This is a genomic window from Mycobacterium sp., from assembly GCF_008709575.1.
In the GTDB taxonomy this organism is placed as follows: domain Bacteria; phylum Actinomycetota; class Actinomycetes; order Mycobacteriales; family Mycobacteriaceae; genus Mycobacterium.
In genome coordinates this window covers 1-15522 of the sequence record NZ_VYIK01000031.1, presented here as the reverse complement: position 1 = coordinate 15522, position 15522 = coordinate 1, and the positions used below count along the sequence as shown (strand labels likewise).

The 15522-nt window shown below is 67.0% G+C and carries 15 protein-coding genes and 1 pseudogene; 8 read left to right on the top strand and 8 right to left on the bottom strand.

The annotated features are described in order from the left end of the window. Positions 1-15 precede the first annotated feature (15 nt). From dop to prcA, 4 genes are all read left to right on the top strand, one after another. Positions 16-1524: a pup deamidase/depupylase gene (gene dop, locus F6Q13_RS08940; RefSeq protein WP_293055246.1), complete on the top strand. Its 1509-nt coding sequence runs from the start codon at positions 16-18 to the stop codon at positions 1522-1524. Between the two features lie 103 nt (positions 1525-1627). Beyond that, on the top strand, positions 1628-1822 hold the full coding sequence (locus tag F6Q13_RS08935) for a ubiquitin-like protein Pup (RefSeq protein ID WP_293055290.1): 195 nt from the start codon (positions 1628-1630) through the stop codon (positions 1820-1822). Next, positions 1819-2691, top strand: a complete 873-nt coding sequence (prcB, locus tag F6Q13_RS08930) for a proteasome subunit beta (protein ID WP_293055244.1) — start codon at positions 1819-1821, stop codon at positions 2689-2691. The genes F6Q13_RS08935 and prcB overlap by 4 nt, the downstream gene beginning before the upstream one ends. Beyond that, positions 2688-3440, top strand: coding sequence for a proteasome subunit alpha (gene prcA, locus F6Q13_RS08925; RefSeq protein WP_293055242.1), 753 nt, complete (start codon positions 2688-2690; stop codon positions 3438-3440). The genes prcB and prcA overlap by 4 nt, the downstream gene beginning before the upstream one ends. A gap of 24 nt (positions 3441-3464) precedes the next feature. On the opposite strand, the gene F6Q13_RS08920 is transcribed toward prcA, so the two are convergent. From F6Q13_RS08920 to F6Q13_RS08910, 3 genes are read right to left on the bottom strand one after another with little or no spacing between them, the layout of a single operon-like run. Beyond that, complete coding sequence (locus tag F6Q13_RS08920) at positions 3465-3902, bottom strand: RICIN domain-containing protein (protein WP_293055240.1); 438 nt, start codon at positions 3900-3902, stop codon at positions 3465-3467. 28 nt (positions 3903-3930) lie between these two features. Beyond that, entirely contained in the window at positions 3931-5277 is a 1347-nt protein-coding gene (locus F6Q13_RS08915; protein ID WP_293055238.1) for a PPE family protein, read from the bottom strand. 7 nt (positions 5278-5284) lie between these two features. Beyond that, complete coding sequence (locus F6Q13_RS08910) at positions 5285-6433, bottom strand: PPE family protein (RefSeq protein ID WP_293055236.1); 1149 nt, start codon at positions 6431-6433, stop codon at positions 5285-5287. A gap of 431 nt (positions 6434-6864) precedes the next feature. On the opposite strand from F6Q13_RS08910, the gene F6Q13_RS08905 reads away from it, so the two are divergent. Together F6Q13_RS08905 and F6Q13_RS08900 are read left to right on the top strand one after the other, a co-directional pair. Continuing rightward, positions 6865-7191 carry a DUF732 domain-containing protein gene (locus F6Q13_RS08905; RefSeq protein WP_293055234.1) on the top strand — a complete coding sequence of 109 codons (327 nt, stop codon included), beginning with the start codon at positions 6865-6867 and terminating at the stop codon, positions 7189-7191. A gap of 79 nt (positions 7192-7270) precedes the next feature. Next, positions 7271-7636 carry a DUF732 domain-containing protein gene (locus tag F6Q13_RS08900; RefSeq protein ID WP_293055232.1) on the top strand — a complete coding sequence of 122 codons (366 nt, stop codon included), beginning with the start codon at positions 7271-7273 and terminating at the stop codon, positions 7634-7636. A gap of 16 nt (positions 7637-7652) precedes the next feature. Here F6Q13_RS08900 and F6Q13_RS08895 read toward each other — a convergent pair whose 3' ends face one another. Further along, a complete protein-coding gene (locus tag F6Q13_RS08895; RefSeq protein ID WP_293055230.1) occupies positions 7653-7958 on the bottom strand; it encodes a DUF732 domain-containing protein in 306 nt (101 codons plus the stop codon). A gap of 305 nt (positions 7959-8263) precedes the next feature. Here F6Q13_RS08895 and F6Q13_RS08890 point away from each other — a divergent pair. Further along, a pseudogene (locus F6Q13_RS08890) lies at positions 8264-9279 on the top strand (nitronate monooxygenase). 395 nt (positions 9280-9674) lie between these two features. Then, positions 9675-9992, top strand: coding sequence for a DUF732 domain-containing protein (locus F6Q13_RS08885; protein WP_293055228.1), 318 nt, complete (start codon positions 9675-9677; stop codon positions 9990-9992). A gap of 417 nt (positions 9993-10409) precedes the next feature. Here F6Q13_RS08885 and F6Q13_RS08880 read toward each other — a convergent pair whose 3' ends face one another. From F6Q13_RS08880 to F6Q13_RS08865, 4 genes are all read right to left on the bottom strand, one after another. Continuing rightward, positions 10410-11627: a PPE family protein gene (locus F6Q13_RS08880; RefSeq protein ID WP_293055226.1), complete on the bottom strand. Its 1218-nt coding sequence runs from the start codon at positions 11625-11627 to the stop codon at positions 10410-10412. Positions 11628-11646: 19 nt separating this feature from the next. After that, a complete protein-coding gene (locus F6Q13_RS08875) occupies positions 11647-12867 on the bottom strand; it encodes a PPE family protein (protein ID WP_293055225.1) in 1221 nt (406 codons plus the stop codon). 64 nt (positions 12868-12931) lie between these two features. Then, positions 12932-14170, bottom strand: coding sequence for a PPE family protein (locus tag F6Q13_RS08870; protein ID WP_293055224.1), 1239 nt, complete (start codon positions 14168-14170; stop codon positions 12932-12934). Positions 14171-14390: 220 nt separating this feature from the next. Continuing rightward, complete coding sequence (locus tag F6Q13_RS08865) at positions 14391-14762, bottom strand: DUF732 domain-containing protein (protein ID WP_293055222.1); 372 nt, start codon at positions 14760-14762, stop codon at positions 14391-14393. Positions 14763-15522: the final 760 nt, after the last annotated feature.

The window sequence follows — 15522 nt, the reverse complement described above, 5'->3', positions numbered from 1 at the left end:
CCTAGGCTTGAAGTTATGCAACGGATTATCGGGACTGAGGTCGAATACGGCATTTCCTCGCCGTCGGACCCGACCGCGAACCCGATCCTGACGTCGACCCAGGCGGTCTTGGCCTACGCGGCCGCCACTGGTATCCAGCGCGCCAAGCGTACTCGCTGGGACTACGAGGTGGAGTCGCCGCTGCGCGACGCGCGGGGGTTCGACTTGAGTCGCTCGGCCGGCCCGCCGCCGGTGGTCGACGCCGACGAGGTGGGTGCGGCCAACATGATCCTGACCAACGGGGCCCGGCTCTATGTCGACCATGCGCACCCGGAGTACTCCGCGCCGGAGTGCACCGACCCGCTCGACGCGGTGATCTGGGACAAAGCCGGCGAGCGGGTGATGGAGGCCGCCGCCCGCCACGTGGCCAGCGTGCCCGGCGCTGTCAAGCTGCAGTTGTACAAGAACAACGTCGACGGCAAGGGCGCCTCCTACGGCGCGCACGAGAACTACCTGATGAGCCGCCAGACGCCGTTTTCGGCCGTCATCGCCGGGCTCACCTCGTTTCTGGTGTCGCGCCAGGTGATCACGGGCGCGGGCCGGGTCGGCATCGGGCCCGCCGGTGACGAGCCGGGGTTTCAGCTCTCTCAGCGCGCCGACTACATCGAGGTCGAGGTCGGTCTGGAGACCACGCTCAAGCGGGGCATCATCAACACCCGCGACGAGCCGCACGCCGACGCCGACCGGTATCGGCGGCTGCACGTCATCATCGGCGATGCCAACCTGGCCGAAACGTCGACCTACCTCAAGCTCGGCACCACCGCGCTGGTGCTCGACCTGATCGAGGAGGGTCCCCACCACAACCTGGACCTGACCGACCTGGCGCTGGCCCGCCCGGTGCATGCCGTGCACGCCATCAGCCGCGACCCGTCGCTGCGCACGACGGTCGCGCTGGCCGACGGCCGGGAAATGACCGCTCTGGCGCTGCAACGGGCTTACCTGGACCGGGTGGCCAAGTTGGTCGACAGCCGCGACCCCGACCCGCGCGCCGCCGATATCGTCGAGACCTGGGCGCATGTGCTCGACCTGCTCGAGCGTGACCCGATGGAGTGCGCCGAGTTGCTGGACTGGCCGGCCAAGCTGCGGCTGCTGGAGGGGTTCCGGCACCGGGAGAACCTGAGTTGGTCGGCGCCGCGGCTGCATCTGGTCGACCTGCAATATTCCGATGTGCGGCTCGACAAAGGCCTCTACAACCGGCTGGTCGCCCGCGGCTCGATGAAACGGCTGGTCAGCGAACAGCAGGTGCTCTCCGCGGTGGACAACCCGCCGACCGACACCCGGGCCTACTTCCGCGGCGAGTGTCTGCGCCGGTTCGGGGCTGACATCGCGGCGGCCAGCTGGGACTCGGTGATCTTCGACTTGGGCGGGGACTCGCTGGTGCGTATTCCCACGCTGGAGCCGCTGCGGGGCAGCAAAGCCCACGTCGGTGCGCTGCTGGACTCGGTGGACAGCGCCGTCGAACTGGTGGAACAACTGACGACCTGAGCGGGCGCCGCCGACCTGGGGGCGGGGAAAACCGGCATCGACCGGTAGGCTAGGACGAGCGGCGGGTGGGTGTGTGCCGCCGATGAGCAAGCAGGAGGCAGCGATGGCTCAGGAGCAGACCAAGCGCGGTGGCGGCGGCGGCGATGACGACGACCTGACCGCCGGCGTGGCCGCCGGCCAGGAGCGTCGCGAGAAGCTGGCCGAGGAAACCGACGATCTGCTCGACGAGATCGATGACGTTCTCGAAGAGAACGCCGAGGACTTCGTGCGGGCGTATGTCCAAAAGGGCGGCCAGTGACCTGGCCGTTTCGTGATCGCCGGGCCATCAATTCAGCAATTTCGCCACTACCGCTTACTGGGGCTGACCTGTCCTCGTTCGCCGATTTTCTGCGGCGGACCGCGCCCGAGCTGTTGCCGACGGTCGCCGGCGGTCTCGGCGATCAGCTGCCGCACGGCACGACCATCGTCGCGCTGAAATACCCCGGCGGGGTCCTGATCGCCGGTGACCGACGCTCGACGCAGGGCAACGTGATCGCCGGCCGCGACGTGCGCAAGGTCTACATCACCGACGACTACACCGCGACCGGGATCGCCGGCACCGCGGCGATCGCCGTGGAATTCGCCCGGCTCTACGCCGTCGAACTCGAGCACTACGAGAAGCTGGAGGGCGTGCCGCTGACCTTCGCCGGCAAGGTCAACCGCCTGGCGATCATGGTGCGCGGCAATCTGGGCGCCGCGATGCAGGGATTGGTGGCGCTGCCGCTGCTGGTGGGCTACGACCTCGATGACGCCGACCCGGAAAAAGCCGGCCGGATCGTGTCATTCGACGCGGCCGGCGGGTGGAATCTCGAGGAAGAGGGCTACCAGTCGGTGGGTTCTGGGTCGGTCTTTGCCAAGTCGTCGATGAAGAAGCTGTATTCGCAGGTGAGCGACGCCGATTCGGCGCTGCGGATCGCGCTCGAGGCGCTCTACGACGCGGCCGACGACGATTCGGCCACCGGCGGGCCGGATCTGGTCCGCGGCATTTTCCCCACAGCGGTGGCCATCGATGCGCACGGCGCGGCGGACGTGCCCGAGCAGCGTATCGCCGAGTTGGCCCGGCAAGTCATCGAAAGTCGCTCCCGCGCCGACACATTCGGCCCGGCGGGCAGGCGGGCTGACTCATGAGTTTCCCGTATTTCATCTCGCCGGAGCAGGCGATGCGCGAGCGCGCCGAGATCGCCCGCAAGGGCATCGCCCGGGGCAAGAGCCTGGTGGCGCTGGCCTATGCCGGCGGGGTGTTGTTCGTCGCCGAGAATCCGTCGCGGTCGCTGCAGAAGATCAGCGAGCTCTACGACCGGGTGGGCTTCGCCGCGGCGGGCAAGTACAACGAGTTCGACAACCTGCGCCGCAGCGGGATCCAGTTCGCCGACACCCGCGGCTACGCCTATGACCGCCGCGACGTCACCGGCCGGCAGTTGGCCAACGCGTACGCCCAGGCGCTGGGCACCATCTTCACCGAGCAGGCCAAACCCTATGAGGTCGAGCTGTGTGTGGCCGAGGTAGCCCACTACGGCGAAACCAAACCGCCCGAGCTGTACCGGATCACCTACGACGGCTCGATCAACGACGAGCCCCATTTCGTGGTGATGGGCGGCACGACCGAACCGGTCGTTACCGCGCTCAAGGACTCCTACACCGAGAACGCAGATCTGGGCGACGCGGTGCGTGTCGCGGTCGCCGCGCTCAAGGCCGGTAGCGGCGACGGCTCCGGTAGTTCCAACGGGGGCCAGCCCAGCCTCGGGGTGGCCAATCTCGAGGTGGCGATCCTCGACGCGAGCCGGCCGCGGCGGGCGTTTCGGCGGATCACCGGTTCGGCGCTGGCGTCGCTGCTGCCCCAATCCGGCGGCGCCAAAGACACCGGCGCATCGACGTGAGGCGAGCGTGCCCGGCCAGGCCGGTCACGAGACGGTGTCCCACTGCTCGTCGTCGACGTCGGCGATGCAGTGGTAGGCGATCACCGGATTCTCCGGTTGCGCCACGCCGCCGGCGATGTTGAGGCACGGGCCGAGTGCGCTGGTGATCTGGCCGGTGGGCTGGCGATCCCAGTGCTGGTTGGCGGCATCGCTTTGGCAGGGAGCAAGAACCACCGATGTGTCATCGGCCGGGTTGCTGATCGTGACGCACTGCCCAAAGGCCACGCTCTGCAGGTGACCGGCCGGGCCGAAAACCCAGAGCTGCGATTTCGACCCGTTGCAGGCATTGACCACGGTTGCCGTGTTGGTCCCGTTCGGGGCGTCCAAACACCAGTTGCCCATTCGGCTTTTCAGCTGGACCGGATCGGCGGCGCCGGCCGTTGCGGCCAGCAGCAGCCCGGCACCCGACACCGCGCCGGCCACGAGTGGCAATCGTAGGCGCACCGTGCCATTATCCCCAGGCGGACTGGCCTGCGGCCAACTCCTCTTGCCATTGCGGCGGGAGCGGTAGCGGGTCCGGTGCGGGCTCCGCCCGTCTGCGGGAGTTGTAGGCCAGGGTTGCCGCCAGCCAGCCGCTGGCCATGACCAGGGCAGCGGCCGGCCGCTCCCCTTCTTTTTCCTTGTCGTTTTTGCCGTTCCGGTTCTTGCCGTCGCGATCCTCGTCGTGATTGTCCGCTACGCCGGAGACCGCGCCCCGCCCGGACATCGTGCCCATCATCGCCTCTTGCATCGTCATGCCCGGTGGCAGAGCGACGGCGGCTGTCGGGGCGGCGCCGGTGCCGCTGGCCGTCAGCGACAGCGCCACCGGTTCGGCGCCTGCGGCGGTGGCCCAGCTGGGCGGCACCGACAGCGCTCCGATCGAGAGTGCCTGACCCATGCCCGCGTCGGGCAAGAGCGGGGCCACGCCCGGCCCGAGCATGGCTGTTTTACCCAGGCCACCGAGCGCCCCGCCGACGCCGAACAGGTTGTTCCACCCGCCCAGACCTTCGAACCAGGTGTAGCCGGCGAGCCCGCCGCGCACCAGGCCTTCACGGAAATAACCGAACGCGATCGTGCCGATGGTGTAGAACGCCGTGAAGGCGCCTAAGCTGCCGGACGGGCCGTCTGCCGACGCCTGGTTGATCCAACCCAGGCCCTGGACGGTGAGACCGCCCTCAGGCGTGTCTAGAAACGCCATCAGCTTCGACCAGAGCGACGCGAGGGTCTGGCCGTGGGTCGCGGTGCTGGCGGCAGCCTGGGCGACCGTATGGGCCTGGGCGTGCAGCCCGGCCGGGTTGGTGGTCGGTGGCGGCTCGCGGAACGGCGGCAGCGTGCTCGCCGACGACGAGGCGCCGGCGTAGGTGTACATCGCGGCGGCGTCTTGGGCCCACATCTCGGCGTAGTGCGCTTCGGTGGCCATGATCGCGGGGGTGTTCTGCCCGAAGAAATTCGTGGCGACGAGGGTCGCCAGCAATGCCCGGTTGGCGGCGATCACCGGTGGCGGCACGGTGGCGGTAAACGCGGCCTCGTAGGCCGCCGCGGCCGCCTTGGCCTGCATCGCGGTCCGCTCGGCCTGGGCGGAGCTGGTCTGCAACCACTCGACGAACGGTGCGGCCGCGCCCGCCATCGCCGCCGACGCCGGACCGGTCCACGCCACGCCGGTCAGCTCGGAGACCACCGAGGCGTAACCGGCCGCGGCCGACTCCAGTTCGGCCGCCAGCGCGTCCCAGGACGCGGCGGCCGCCAGCATCGGCCCCGCCCCGGGGCCGGTGTACATCCGCGCGGAGTTGACCTCCGGTGGAAGCAATCCGAAATCCATGGGGTGCTCAGCCGCCCACGGGTGAACGGGACACCACGCTGCGGCGACGCGTGACCGCCCGGGCCGTCGCGCCACCGAGACCCCGGCCGGCCAGGGTGCCCAGCATGGTCTCGCCGAATGCTCCGCCCGGAAAGCCTCCGACGACGGCCGGGGCGGCGGGCGCAGTGCTGACCGGCAGGGTGAAGGACGCGGGAGTGATCGCCGAGGCGGGCATCGCCCAGCCCGGCGGCACCGACAACGCGCCGATCTTGAGGGCCTGGCCTGCGCTCGCGGCCGCCCCGGCCGCCCCCGCGGCGCGCAGCGCCCCACCGCCGAAGCTCAGCGCCGCCGGACCCACGAACGGCGGGTTGAGCGTTTCGGCCAGGCCCGCGGGGTTTTCGGCAACCCAGGTCAACAAACCGACCCCGTTGTTGGCGTTGCTGAGCGCATTCGCCATGTCGGCCCAGGAGGCGGTGCCGTTGCCGAACGCTTGTGCCCCATACCCGGCCGTCTGGTTGAGCAAGCCGTCCCCGTTAACGAGATCACCGTTTCCGAGTATCTGTTGCAGCCACGACGGCAGGCTCGACCCGGCGCTGTTGCCGGTGGCCTGGGAGACCGCGACGGACTGGGCGGCCTGCCCGGCCGGGTTGGTGTTCTGCGTGGGCTGGCTGAACGGGGTGAGTCCCGACGCGGCCGCCGACGAGCGGGCATAGCCGTGCATCGCGGCAGCGTCTTGGGCCCACATCTGGGCGTACTGGCGCTCGGTCTCCCCGATCGCCGCGGTGTATTGCCCGAAGTAGTTGTGCGCGACGAGCGCCGCCAACAAGGACCGGTTGGCGGCGATCGCCGGCGGGGGCACGTGGGCGGCCAGCGCGGTCGCGTGGGCGCTCGCGGCCGCTTTGGCTTGGACGGCTGTCTGTTCGGCCAGCGCCGCGGTGTTGTGCAACCAGGTCACATACGTCTGGGCGGCGGCCGCCATCGCCGTCGCCGACGGGCCGGTCCACCGTGCGGCGGTCAATCCGGAGATCACCGAACTGTATTGACCCGCCGCGGAGTGCAACTCGGCGGACAGCGTGTCCCAGGCCGCCGCGGCGGTCACGAGCGATCCCGCTCCGGGACCGGCATACATCCGTCCCGAGTTGATCTCCGGCGGCAACAAGCTGTAGTCAAGAAACATTGCGATCTCCTGTTCTCACGTCAGATCCGTTCAGTTTGGTTCGATCCGGTGCTACCCGGCTGATACTTGGGTGGTGCGGCGGATTTTCGGGAACGCCCTCGCCGTCTCGTCAGTTCTCATCTCAAGCCTCCAGTTGTCAGATCGGGTGTCTAAAGCCCGCGGCGACCTTATATCGATATGCGTCGATATAAACCCGCCATGGTTAACCGAAGGTTAAGGACGGATGGTCGAAACCCGCCGCGAAAGTGAACAGTTAGGTGCGATCGGCCGACCGGCCGACGCCGGCGCTCTCACCTGGCAAACCGGCGTCGGTGCTGGTAGCAGCCGGTGAACAGGTGGCGCGCAGCGCACGAAGCTGACGATCAGCGTTCACTCTCAGGTGGGCGTGTGTTCAGACGTAGTTAACCAGGGCCGACAACGCTGCCGGAACTATGAAGCATTTGAGATGGTTGTTGACCGCAGCCGGTGTAGTGACGGCGATCGGCCTGGCCGCGCCTGCTCATGCCGACGGCACCGACGCCGTTTTCCTCGATGAGCTCGATCGAGCCGGCATCGAGTACGCCGATGCGCAGGATGCCATATCCGCAGGCAAGGGTATCTGTGGCTATCTCGCGGAGGGTCGCCCGGCAAACGTTATCGCCCGCGCCCTGAAGATCCGCAATCACCACCTATCGGTGAATAACGCGCTTCAATTCGTGGTGATCTCCGGCGAGACATACTGCCCCGCTCAGTTAGCTGCTGCTGACGCCAAGGGTTAAGCACCGTGGGACTTTTTCACGAGAACATTGTGTTCGCTGCCAGGGAGCGAACCGGATACACGTCGTTATGGAGGGAACTATGACAATGGCATTCGTCAAACCGTTGTTGGCCGCAGCCGCAATCGCTGCCTTTATTGGCGGGCCCGCACCGGCCCACGCCGACGACTCGGCTTTTCTCAATGCGCTCGGCCAGGCTGGGATCGAGTTTCCGAATCCGCCGGCAGCCGTAGCCGCCGCCCGCGAGGTGTGCGCCTACATTGCAGACGGACACACCTCGGCGCAGGCTGCCCGCGGGCTCAAAAACGCCAACCCCGATTTGTCGATGACGCACGCCTCCCATTTCGTGGCGATCGCCCGGGCGACGTACTGCAATCAGCCCATCGCCGCTGTCGATCAGACCGCCACTGGTGGCGAGCAGTCCGTCACGGGCGGCGAGCAGTCATAACCCCCGGCTGCGCGGGCTAGCCGCCGCCGCCACCGCCCATGGGCGGCAGCGGGCAGTAGGCGCCGCGGGCGAGATTCACAAATTGAATGGCCTGAACCGGCGAGAGTTTGGGGTTTTGTTCTGCCACCATTTCAATGGTTTCGTTTTCGGTGTGTCGCCCGGCAATGATGTAGGAGCAGACGGCCTTGCCGCTGGAAATCACTTGATCCGCGTTCGGGTATTCGATTCCGACTTCGTTGAGCGCTTCCAGAAAAGCGTCATCGTTGCCGCTGTCGGCGTAGGCGGTGTTGGCCGTGCCGATCAAAGTCGTCGTGCAGGTCATAGCCAGTAGCAGCTTTGCTGGGCGCATAGTGTCTCCCGGTTTCGAAAGAGTGTCACGGTAAGCATAAAGCACAAACCCATATCGGGATCTACTGACATTTCTACCTGTTGCCCGTTCATGAACACGATGACGCGGTCAGCTGGTTGAATGTCTCAGCGTCGAGGCGGCCTGAGTGCACGGTTCGGTGGCCGGCAACATCGACCACCTCGACATGGTGTGTTTGCTTTTCGGTGCGACTGCCCTGGGCCTGAGCCCTGCGGAAAAGCATGATACGGCAACAACTTCGGGCGATGGGGGGTAGCAAAGTGGTTTTGGGGTTTTGGGATCTCGAGGTTCCCATCGTCGGTGCGCCCATGGCTGGTGGTCCGGGGACGCCGACGCTGGCGGCCGCAGTCAGCAACGCGGGCGGCATGGGGTTCGTGGCGGGTGGATACCTGAGTGCGGAACAGTTCGTCGACGACATGGCCGCCGCGCGTGCCGAGACGAATGGTCCCATCGGGGCAAACCTTTTTGTGCCGCAACACAGCGCTGCAGACATCGTGCAACTGAACCACTACGCCGAGCAACTCGATCCGCTTGCTCAGCACTACCAGGTGGAAGTGGGCCAGCCGCGCTTCGGTGACGACGACGACTGGAAGCGCAAGCTCGAAGCGGTCGCGGATGTGCGACCCGAAGTGGTGTCTTTCACGTTTGGGACACCGTCAATGCGTTCCGGCGGCTGGGCGCGCTGGGCATGTTGTTGTTCGTTACGGTGACGTCGGCCTACGAGGCCAGCGTGGCCATTGCCGCGGGTGCGGACGGTTTGGTTGTGCAGGCACCGGAAGCCGGTGGTCATCGCGGCACATTCGCGCCGGACCAGGAACCCGGCACGGAATCGCTCGGCGAGCTGTTGGACTGTATCGGCGCCGTGCATCAGGTGCCGCTCATCGCCGCCGGCGGCCTGAGTACGCAAGCCGATGTCGTTGAGGTCTTGCGTCGGGGAGCGGTGGCCGCCCAGGTCGGCACCGCGTTGCTGCTGGCCGAGGAAGCCGGCACCAACGCCACGCACCACGCGGCGCTGCAAAACCCGCAGTTCGCCACGACCGTGGTCACCAGGGCCTTCTCGGGACGGTATGCGCGTTGTCTAGAGAATGACTTCACCCGGCTGCTCGACCACCTGGCGCCGCCGGGATATCCGGAGGTCGACCATATGACGTTACCGATCCGCCGGGCAGCGGCCGCCGTTGAAGACCCCCATGGGATGAGTTTGTGGGCCGGAACCCGATTCGCTTCCGCCCGGACTGCTCCAGCCGCTGACATCGTTGCCTCATTCGCCTGTTAGTAGCAATGGTCTTGGACCGACGGCAGAGCGTGCGGCGATTTGGTCCGCCGGGCGCATCCGCAACACCTGCAGCGCTTGATGGCCGACGGCAGCGCACCGTCTATCCACGCGGAAGTGAACGATTAGTAAACAGGGGGTGCAGTAGATGAATTGGCTTAAAACACTTGCAAAGACCAGTGCATGAGTCTATCCGGATCCGGCCGAGACAGCTAACTTAATGCTAAGTCGGCACAGCTGGAAATCCGTTGTGCCGCCAGTCAACACCACGACATTCAGGCATTCGAATTGTGAGGAGATGAGCGATGCCGATCGCGGACTCGCTGCCGGGAAAGGCAGCACTTCGCCAGCCCCGTTCGCGCTTACGGGTGGGGTCGCGCGCAGCCAAACTGCTCGTGATGTCAGCCTGGGCATCAGCTGTGGTCGGCATGGCCGCGCTGGCGGGCGCCGAGCCGGCCGATCCGTATAAGTACATCGACAGCGCGACAGACGATACCTTCCTTCGCTCCCTCGACGGCCTGGGCATCGACTACTCGAGCGGTCCCGAGGCGCCCAACACCGCCAGAGCAGTCTGCGCCTATATCCAAGAGGGCCACAGCATACGCGAAGCCGTGGACGTAGTCAGAGACACCTACCCCGGCTTGCCCCTTCTCAAGGGCGCTCACTTCGTGGCGGTCGCACGAGCGTTGTACTGCCCCAATAGCTCAGGTTGGTGATCGTCGCTCCGCCATGACCGACACCGCGGTCACGGCAGAACCAGCCGTCTGGGCACCCAGCGGCGTGGGTCAGTGAGAGTTTGTGCGGGTCTGGTGGTGCGCGCAGACCATGATCGAGTTTCACTGTGCGCTGAGGGTGACGGCCGTCGGCGTGTCGCCGCCCGGAATACACACTCGACGCCGGGGATGCATACTCGCGGCCCCACGGCAGGCCCGCCGCGCCCCTCGGTGTACGCGGCGTGGATTCTCGACAGGTGCAGGTGCTCGTGTCCACTGGCGGCTTCGCGGCCGCAGAATCCTACCCACTTGACGGGCTCAACTTCGAACGGCCCGCGAGATCATCAGGCACACCCCGTCATCGCGTGCTACCGGCCGATAAACCGCCCATCCCGCCCGGCGTGTTACTGACCCACGCTCCTAGCCACCGAAAGGAAGCCGCGGCATCTTGTAGCGGGGCGGCGTGACCTGCAAGATGGCACTGACACTGGGACGCATTACCTTACGGGCCGCGCCCGCGCCGGCCGCCGCCGCCATCGGCGCCATGGCCGCCGCCGGTCCGGTGCCGGCGGTGTGGAACCTCGGAGCCGCATCCCAGGACTCCGCGGCCCCCGCTGCCAGCCACTGCTGGGTCGCGGCGGCGGCCGGGGTCGCGTGCGCCCAGGCTGCGGGCACCGACAACCGCCCGACCGGGGTCGCCTCGCCCACGCCGGCCAGTACCGCCCTGCTGGCGGTGGTGTCGGCAGTTGCAGCAGCCAGAACGGTCGGCGAGACCGTCGCGGCCGGCGATGTCGCGCCCGCCAGCGCGGGGGGCGGTGAGAAAAGAGCGCCATCGGAAACGAACTTGACGCCGAGGATGATGGCGTCACCCATAGCTCCCACGTTACGAGCTTGCACCAGCCCATAGATGTCCGGAATTCGTTGGATGTAGTTGAGATTGGTGAAGTAGGTGATCAATGCCTTCGGTATCGGTATACCGATCGGTGCTGATGTGCTCGCACTCGGCGCGGACGAGAGCAACTGCGGCACTGACGAAAGGAACTGTGACAGGACGGATTGCGTAGCTGCTACGGCCGCGGGGGCGCTGGCCGCCGCGGGCGCGGCGGCGGAGTTGGTGGTGGGCGGCGGCCCGGTGAACGGCGCCAGCCTCGTCGCTGTCGACGCCGACGTGGCATAGCCGTACATCGCTGCGGCGTCTTGCACCCACATCGCGTCGTAGGCGGCCTCGGTTGCCGCGATCTGGGCCGTGTTCTGACCCAAGATGTTGGTCCGCACCAGAGTTAGCAACTGGGTGCGGTTGGCCGCTATCAGCGGCGGCGGCACGACCGCCGCATGTGCGGCTTCGAAGGCGGCTGCCGCCAGCCGGGCCTGGCCGGCCGCCTGCTGCGCTCGTCCCGCCGTGGTGGCCGCCCACTGGGCAAACGGCGCAGCCGCAGCAGCCATCGCATTCGAAGCCGGACCTAGCCAACCCTCGTCCTGCAAGCTCGAAACCGTGACAGAGTAACCTTTCGCGAACGAATCCAATTCGGCGGCAAGCGCGTCCCAGGCCGAGGCAGCCACCATCATCGGTTCCGCCCCGGGTCCCGTATAAATCTTGGCCGAGGTGATCTCCGGCGGAAAGAGCCCGAAATCCAGCATTCGCATTACCTTTCTGATGCTATCCGCCGGCCGCGGGCCGGGGCATTCGGAAGCGGCGATCCTGCATACGGAAGACGGGATTGCCGCCCTGGTGCTGCGCCGCGCCGCCCATCGGTCCCAGGCCCAGCGGCGGCTGGTCCGTGGCGGGTGCGGCCGAGGTTGCGCTGACCAGTTGCGCGGGAACGGGACGCTGACCTGTTTGCGGTGACTGCGGTTCCGGCGGCTGGGCCAGGTAACCCGCGTTCGCCGGCGGCGTTGCCGCGGTCCAGCCCTGCGGAACCGACAACGTCCCCCCCGATGTCCCCACTGAGGCTGCTCTGCCGGTATGGGCGAGCACCGGCCCGCCGGTTGTGCTTGTCGAACTCGCGAACACGCCATCGCCCAGCAGAGCGGGCGGATTCCGGGGCAGGAAAAGATGGTTGCCGAAAAGTAGATAACTCGTGTTGAAAACGCTTTGATCGCCAAAGGTAACGCCGTAATTGTAGTATTGCGCACCGATCGCCTCGTGGAAAAGGTTGGCAAAATATTGCCAGGATTGAAAACTGTCGATGTAGTAAAAGTATTGCGATAATCCCGACGTCGATGTGGACGTAGCAGAGGAGCCAGCGGCAGGGTGTGACGCGGCCGCCAGCGCGTGCCCCAAGGTCGCCTGCGCCGCGGTGCCGGCCGTCTGACCTGGCGCAGCGGTTTGGGCCGGTTGCCCGGCGGGATTGGTGGTCTGCGGCGGCGCCTCGAACGGCGTCAGCGAGGCTGCCGCCGGCAGTGACGATGCGGCGTAGGTGTACATGGCGGCGGCGTCTTGAGCCCACATCTCGGCGTAATGGGCTTCGGTCGCCGCGATCGCCGGCGTGTTCTGCCCGAAGAAGTTGGTAGCGACCAGCGTCATGAGCAACGCCCGATTGGCCTCGATGACCGGCGGGGGAACCGTCATCGCGAACGCCGTCTCATAGGCGGCCGCCGCCGCCCGCGCCTGGTTAGCCGTCTTCTCGGCGCGCGCAGCGGCCGCGCTCACCCACGTGACATAGGGTGCCGCCGCCGTGACCATCGCGTCCGAGGCAGGCCCCGACCACAGTTGTCCTTGCAGAGCCGACAACTCCGATACGTAGCTAGCCGCGAACAATTCCAGGTGCGCGGCCAGCCCGTCCCAGGCCGTCGCGGCCGCCATCATCGGCCCCGATCCCGGACCCGCGTACATTCTGCCCGAATTGACCTCGGGCGGCAGCGCCCCAAAATCCAGCATGAGTGGTCCTGTTGGTCGTTGAAAAACAGTTGAAAAACAATGGAGCGGCGGTAGCAGGCAGGGCCTATCCACCGGAGTTGGGACGGGGCATCTTGAAGCGCCGGGGCGCGACCCGCAAGATATTGCTCACCACGGGACGCGCGAGCATGCCGGCCGCGGCCGCGCCGGCCATCCCCGCCATCGGTCCCACACCCGCCGTGGGTTGTGCGCCGGCCATGTTCGCCGCCGGGTCGGCCTCCCACGCCGCTTCGGTCTCCGAGAGCCACAGCGGCTGTTCGCTGGCGGCAGCCACCGGAGTCGCACTCGCCCAGGCCGGAGGCACGGACAGCGGCCCCATCGCCGCCGCCTGGCCCGCGCTGGCCAGCACCGCGTTCGACACACCTGCCACCGGCGATGCCGCCCCGGCCAGCCCTGCCGTCAGCCCTGTGGTGGTTGACGTCGCGCCGGTCAGCCCGACCAGCGGCGCGTACATGTAGCCGTCGGCCAGAAGCCGGCCGATGATCATTCCGGCGGCGCTGGAGTTGGCGGCGGTACGAGTTAACGCCGCCCCGAAACTCACCGGTCCGCTGATGGTGTTGAAGTCTCCGATGCTGGTCACTAGCGAGGTCGGCACTGGGATGCCGAAAATCGGCGTCGTGCCTGAGGACGGTGCAGCTGCTGCCGAGAGCTGTTGTGGCACCGACGAAATAACCTGTGACAGGGTGCTGACGTGTGAAGCGCCCGATCCGGCGGCCTGAGCGGTGGTGGTGGCGGCCTGGGCCGATTGGCCGGCCGGGTTGGTGGTCTGCGGCGGCGCCGTGAACGGTGTGAGCTTCGTCGCCGTCGCCGCCGAGGTGGCGTAGCCGTACATCGCTTGGGCGTCTTGGGCCCACATCTGTTCGTAGTCCGCCTCGACGGCCGCAATCTGTGTCGTGTTCTGACCCAAGAGGTTGGTCGCGATCAACTGCATCAACTGGGTGCGATTGGCCGCCACCAACGCCGGCGGCACGACCGTCGCATGCGCCGTCTCGTAGGCGGCCGCCGCCGCCCGAGCCTGGTTGGCCGTCGCCTCGGCTTGCGCCGCGGTCGCGGTCGCCCAGGCGGCATAGGGTGCAGCCGCCTCGGCCATCGCCGTCGAGGCTGGACCCGTCCACGCCTGATCCTGCAAGGCCGTAATCACCGAAGAGTAGCCTTGGGCAAACGAATTCAACTGCTCGGCAAGCGCGTCCCACGCGCTTGCGGCGGCCATCATCGACCCCGATCCCGGGCCTGAGTACACCAGGGTCGAAGTGATCTCCGGCGGTTGCGCCGCGTAGTCCAGCACTGGCGTCCCCTTTTGTCGACCGAACTCTGCCGACCGAGCGCAGCGTTGGGGGCGACGGTCGCAGTGTCAGGAGGATCTTGATGTCTCCGAGTGACGCCGTGGCAACAAGAACCTGATCAGGACATGAACGGATGGCCGGTTCCCAGTGAACACGTCCGGTGCTGCTTCGTCGGCGAACGCCGCGACCAGAGGTCGCACGGTGGCCGGTCGAATCGGCGCACTAGGGAAGCATGTCTTGGTGGTTCGGACAGTAGACGTCGACTGATGCGGCGACGAACCTGACCACGGTTTTGGTCACGCGGGCCGGAACGAGGCGCAAGGACGGATTGTCCCCGTACATAGTGTTCATCTCTTCGCGTGCAATGGTGTAAAACGAAGTGCCGTCATCGAGTTCACGACAAATTTCGTGGGCTCGCGCGATGAGTCCCGGCACGTTGTCGGCGGCGGGGATCTGTTCCTCATCGAGCAACGCCAGGAACCGCTCGTCCTGGTCCGGGTCGGCGCGTGCCGCGCCGCCACACACAGTTGCGGCGGTCAGCAGGAGCGGGGCGCTGACCAGAACGCCCGCGAGACGCCCGATACCGGTGGACATCGGCGCAGCTACGGTCGGAGCAGTTTCTTGGTGCGCGGTGTGCCGGTTATAGGGTGAGGCAGAAAAGATCGATGACCGGTTGCAACCCACTGGCGCCAGGTCGGACAGGATTGCATGACTGCATCGAAGCACAAGGGCAGGCTGGCGTCTACGGCGATGAAAATACCTAAGCTGCACTCACCCGCCCGCTGCGCTGTCACCGCCGCCCTGGTCACTACCGCCGCGAGTGTGGTCGGCGCTGTACCGGCGTGGACGACGACGGACGTGCGCCAAGTCATTGCCGACGCGCACGATGCAGCGTCCTCGGCAAACGATGTGTCGAAGCCGGCCGCGACCATCGGGGGCATGTTCCGTCGGGAATCGGGCGCTGACACCCACGCTGCTTCGGGAGAGATCCCAGCGCCCGAGCCGCCGCCAATCCCGGAACCGGCGATCGAGCCGAGTCGTCCCCGGGTCGCGCCACCACCGCCGTCCGAAGAACGGCCATCCCCGCCCCGGCAGGAGGGACCCGCTCCGCACCAGGATGGACCGGATCCGCAACCAGATGACCCTTCGCCCCAGCCAGAGGACCCTTCACCCGGGTCTCCACCACGGGGCCATGTCCAGCTCGCACCGTGAGTGCCTGTCGGGAGCCGCCGATGCGCTGCCGAGTCTTGGCAACCGTACGCGGGCTGTTCGGAGCTTGGGTCTAGCGGCTTCAGCCACGCGAGGTGCCTCAGCTAAAAGTGAGCGCGAAGCGGTGGTTGGTGCCTCACGCATG

Coding starts and splice junctions, on each gene's coding strand:
- F6Q13_RS08935 (WP_293055290.1), top strand. CDS start 1,628: ATGGCTCAGGAGCAGACCAAGCGCGGTGGCGGCGGCGGCGATGACGAC.
- dop (WP_293055246.1), top strand. CDS start 16: ATGCAACGGATTATCGGGACTGAGGTCGAATACGGCATTTCCTCGCCG.
- F6Q13_RS08875 (WP_293055225.1), bottom strand. CDS start 12,867: ATGCTGGATTTTGGGGCGCTGCCGCCCGAGGTCAATTCGGGCAGAATG.
- F6Q13_RS08880 (WP_293055226.1), bottom strand. CDS start 11,627: ATGCTGGATTTCGGGCTCTTTCCGCCGGAGATCACCTCGGCCAAGATT.
- F6Q13_RS08905 (WP_293055234.1), top strand. CDS start 6,865: ATGAAGCATTTGAGATGGTTGTTGACCGCAGCCGGTGTAGTGACGGCG.
- F6Q13_RS08885 (WP_293055228.1), top strand. CDS start 9,675: ATGTCAGCCTGGGCATCAGCTGTGGTCGGCATGGCCGCGCTGGCGGGC.
- F6Q13_RS08910 (WP_293055236.1), bottom strand. CDS start 6,433: ATGTTTCTTGACTACAGCTTGTTGCCGCCGGAGATCAACTCGGGACGG.
- prcA (WP_293055242.1), top strand. CDS start 2,688: ATGAGTTTCCCGTATTTCATCTCGCCGGAGCAGGCGATGCGCGAGCGC.
- F6Q13_RS08915 (WP_293055238.1), bottom strand. CDS start 5,277: ATGGATTTCGGATTGCTTCCACCGGAGGTCAACTCCGCGCGGATGTAC.
- F6Q13_RS08865 (WP_293055222.1), bottom strand. CDS start 14,762: ATGTCCACCGGTATCGGGCGTCTCGCGGGCGTTCTGGTCAGCGCCCCG.
- F6Q13_RS08895 (WP_293055230.1), bottom strand. CDS start 7,958: ATGACCTGCACGACGACTTTGATCGGCACGGCCAACACCGCCTACGCC.
- F6Q13_RS08900 (WP_293055232.1), top strand. CDS start 7,271: ATGACAATGGCATTCGTCAAACCGTTGTTGGCCGCAGCCGCAATCGCT.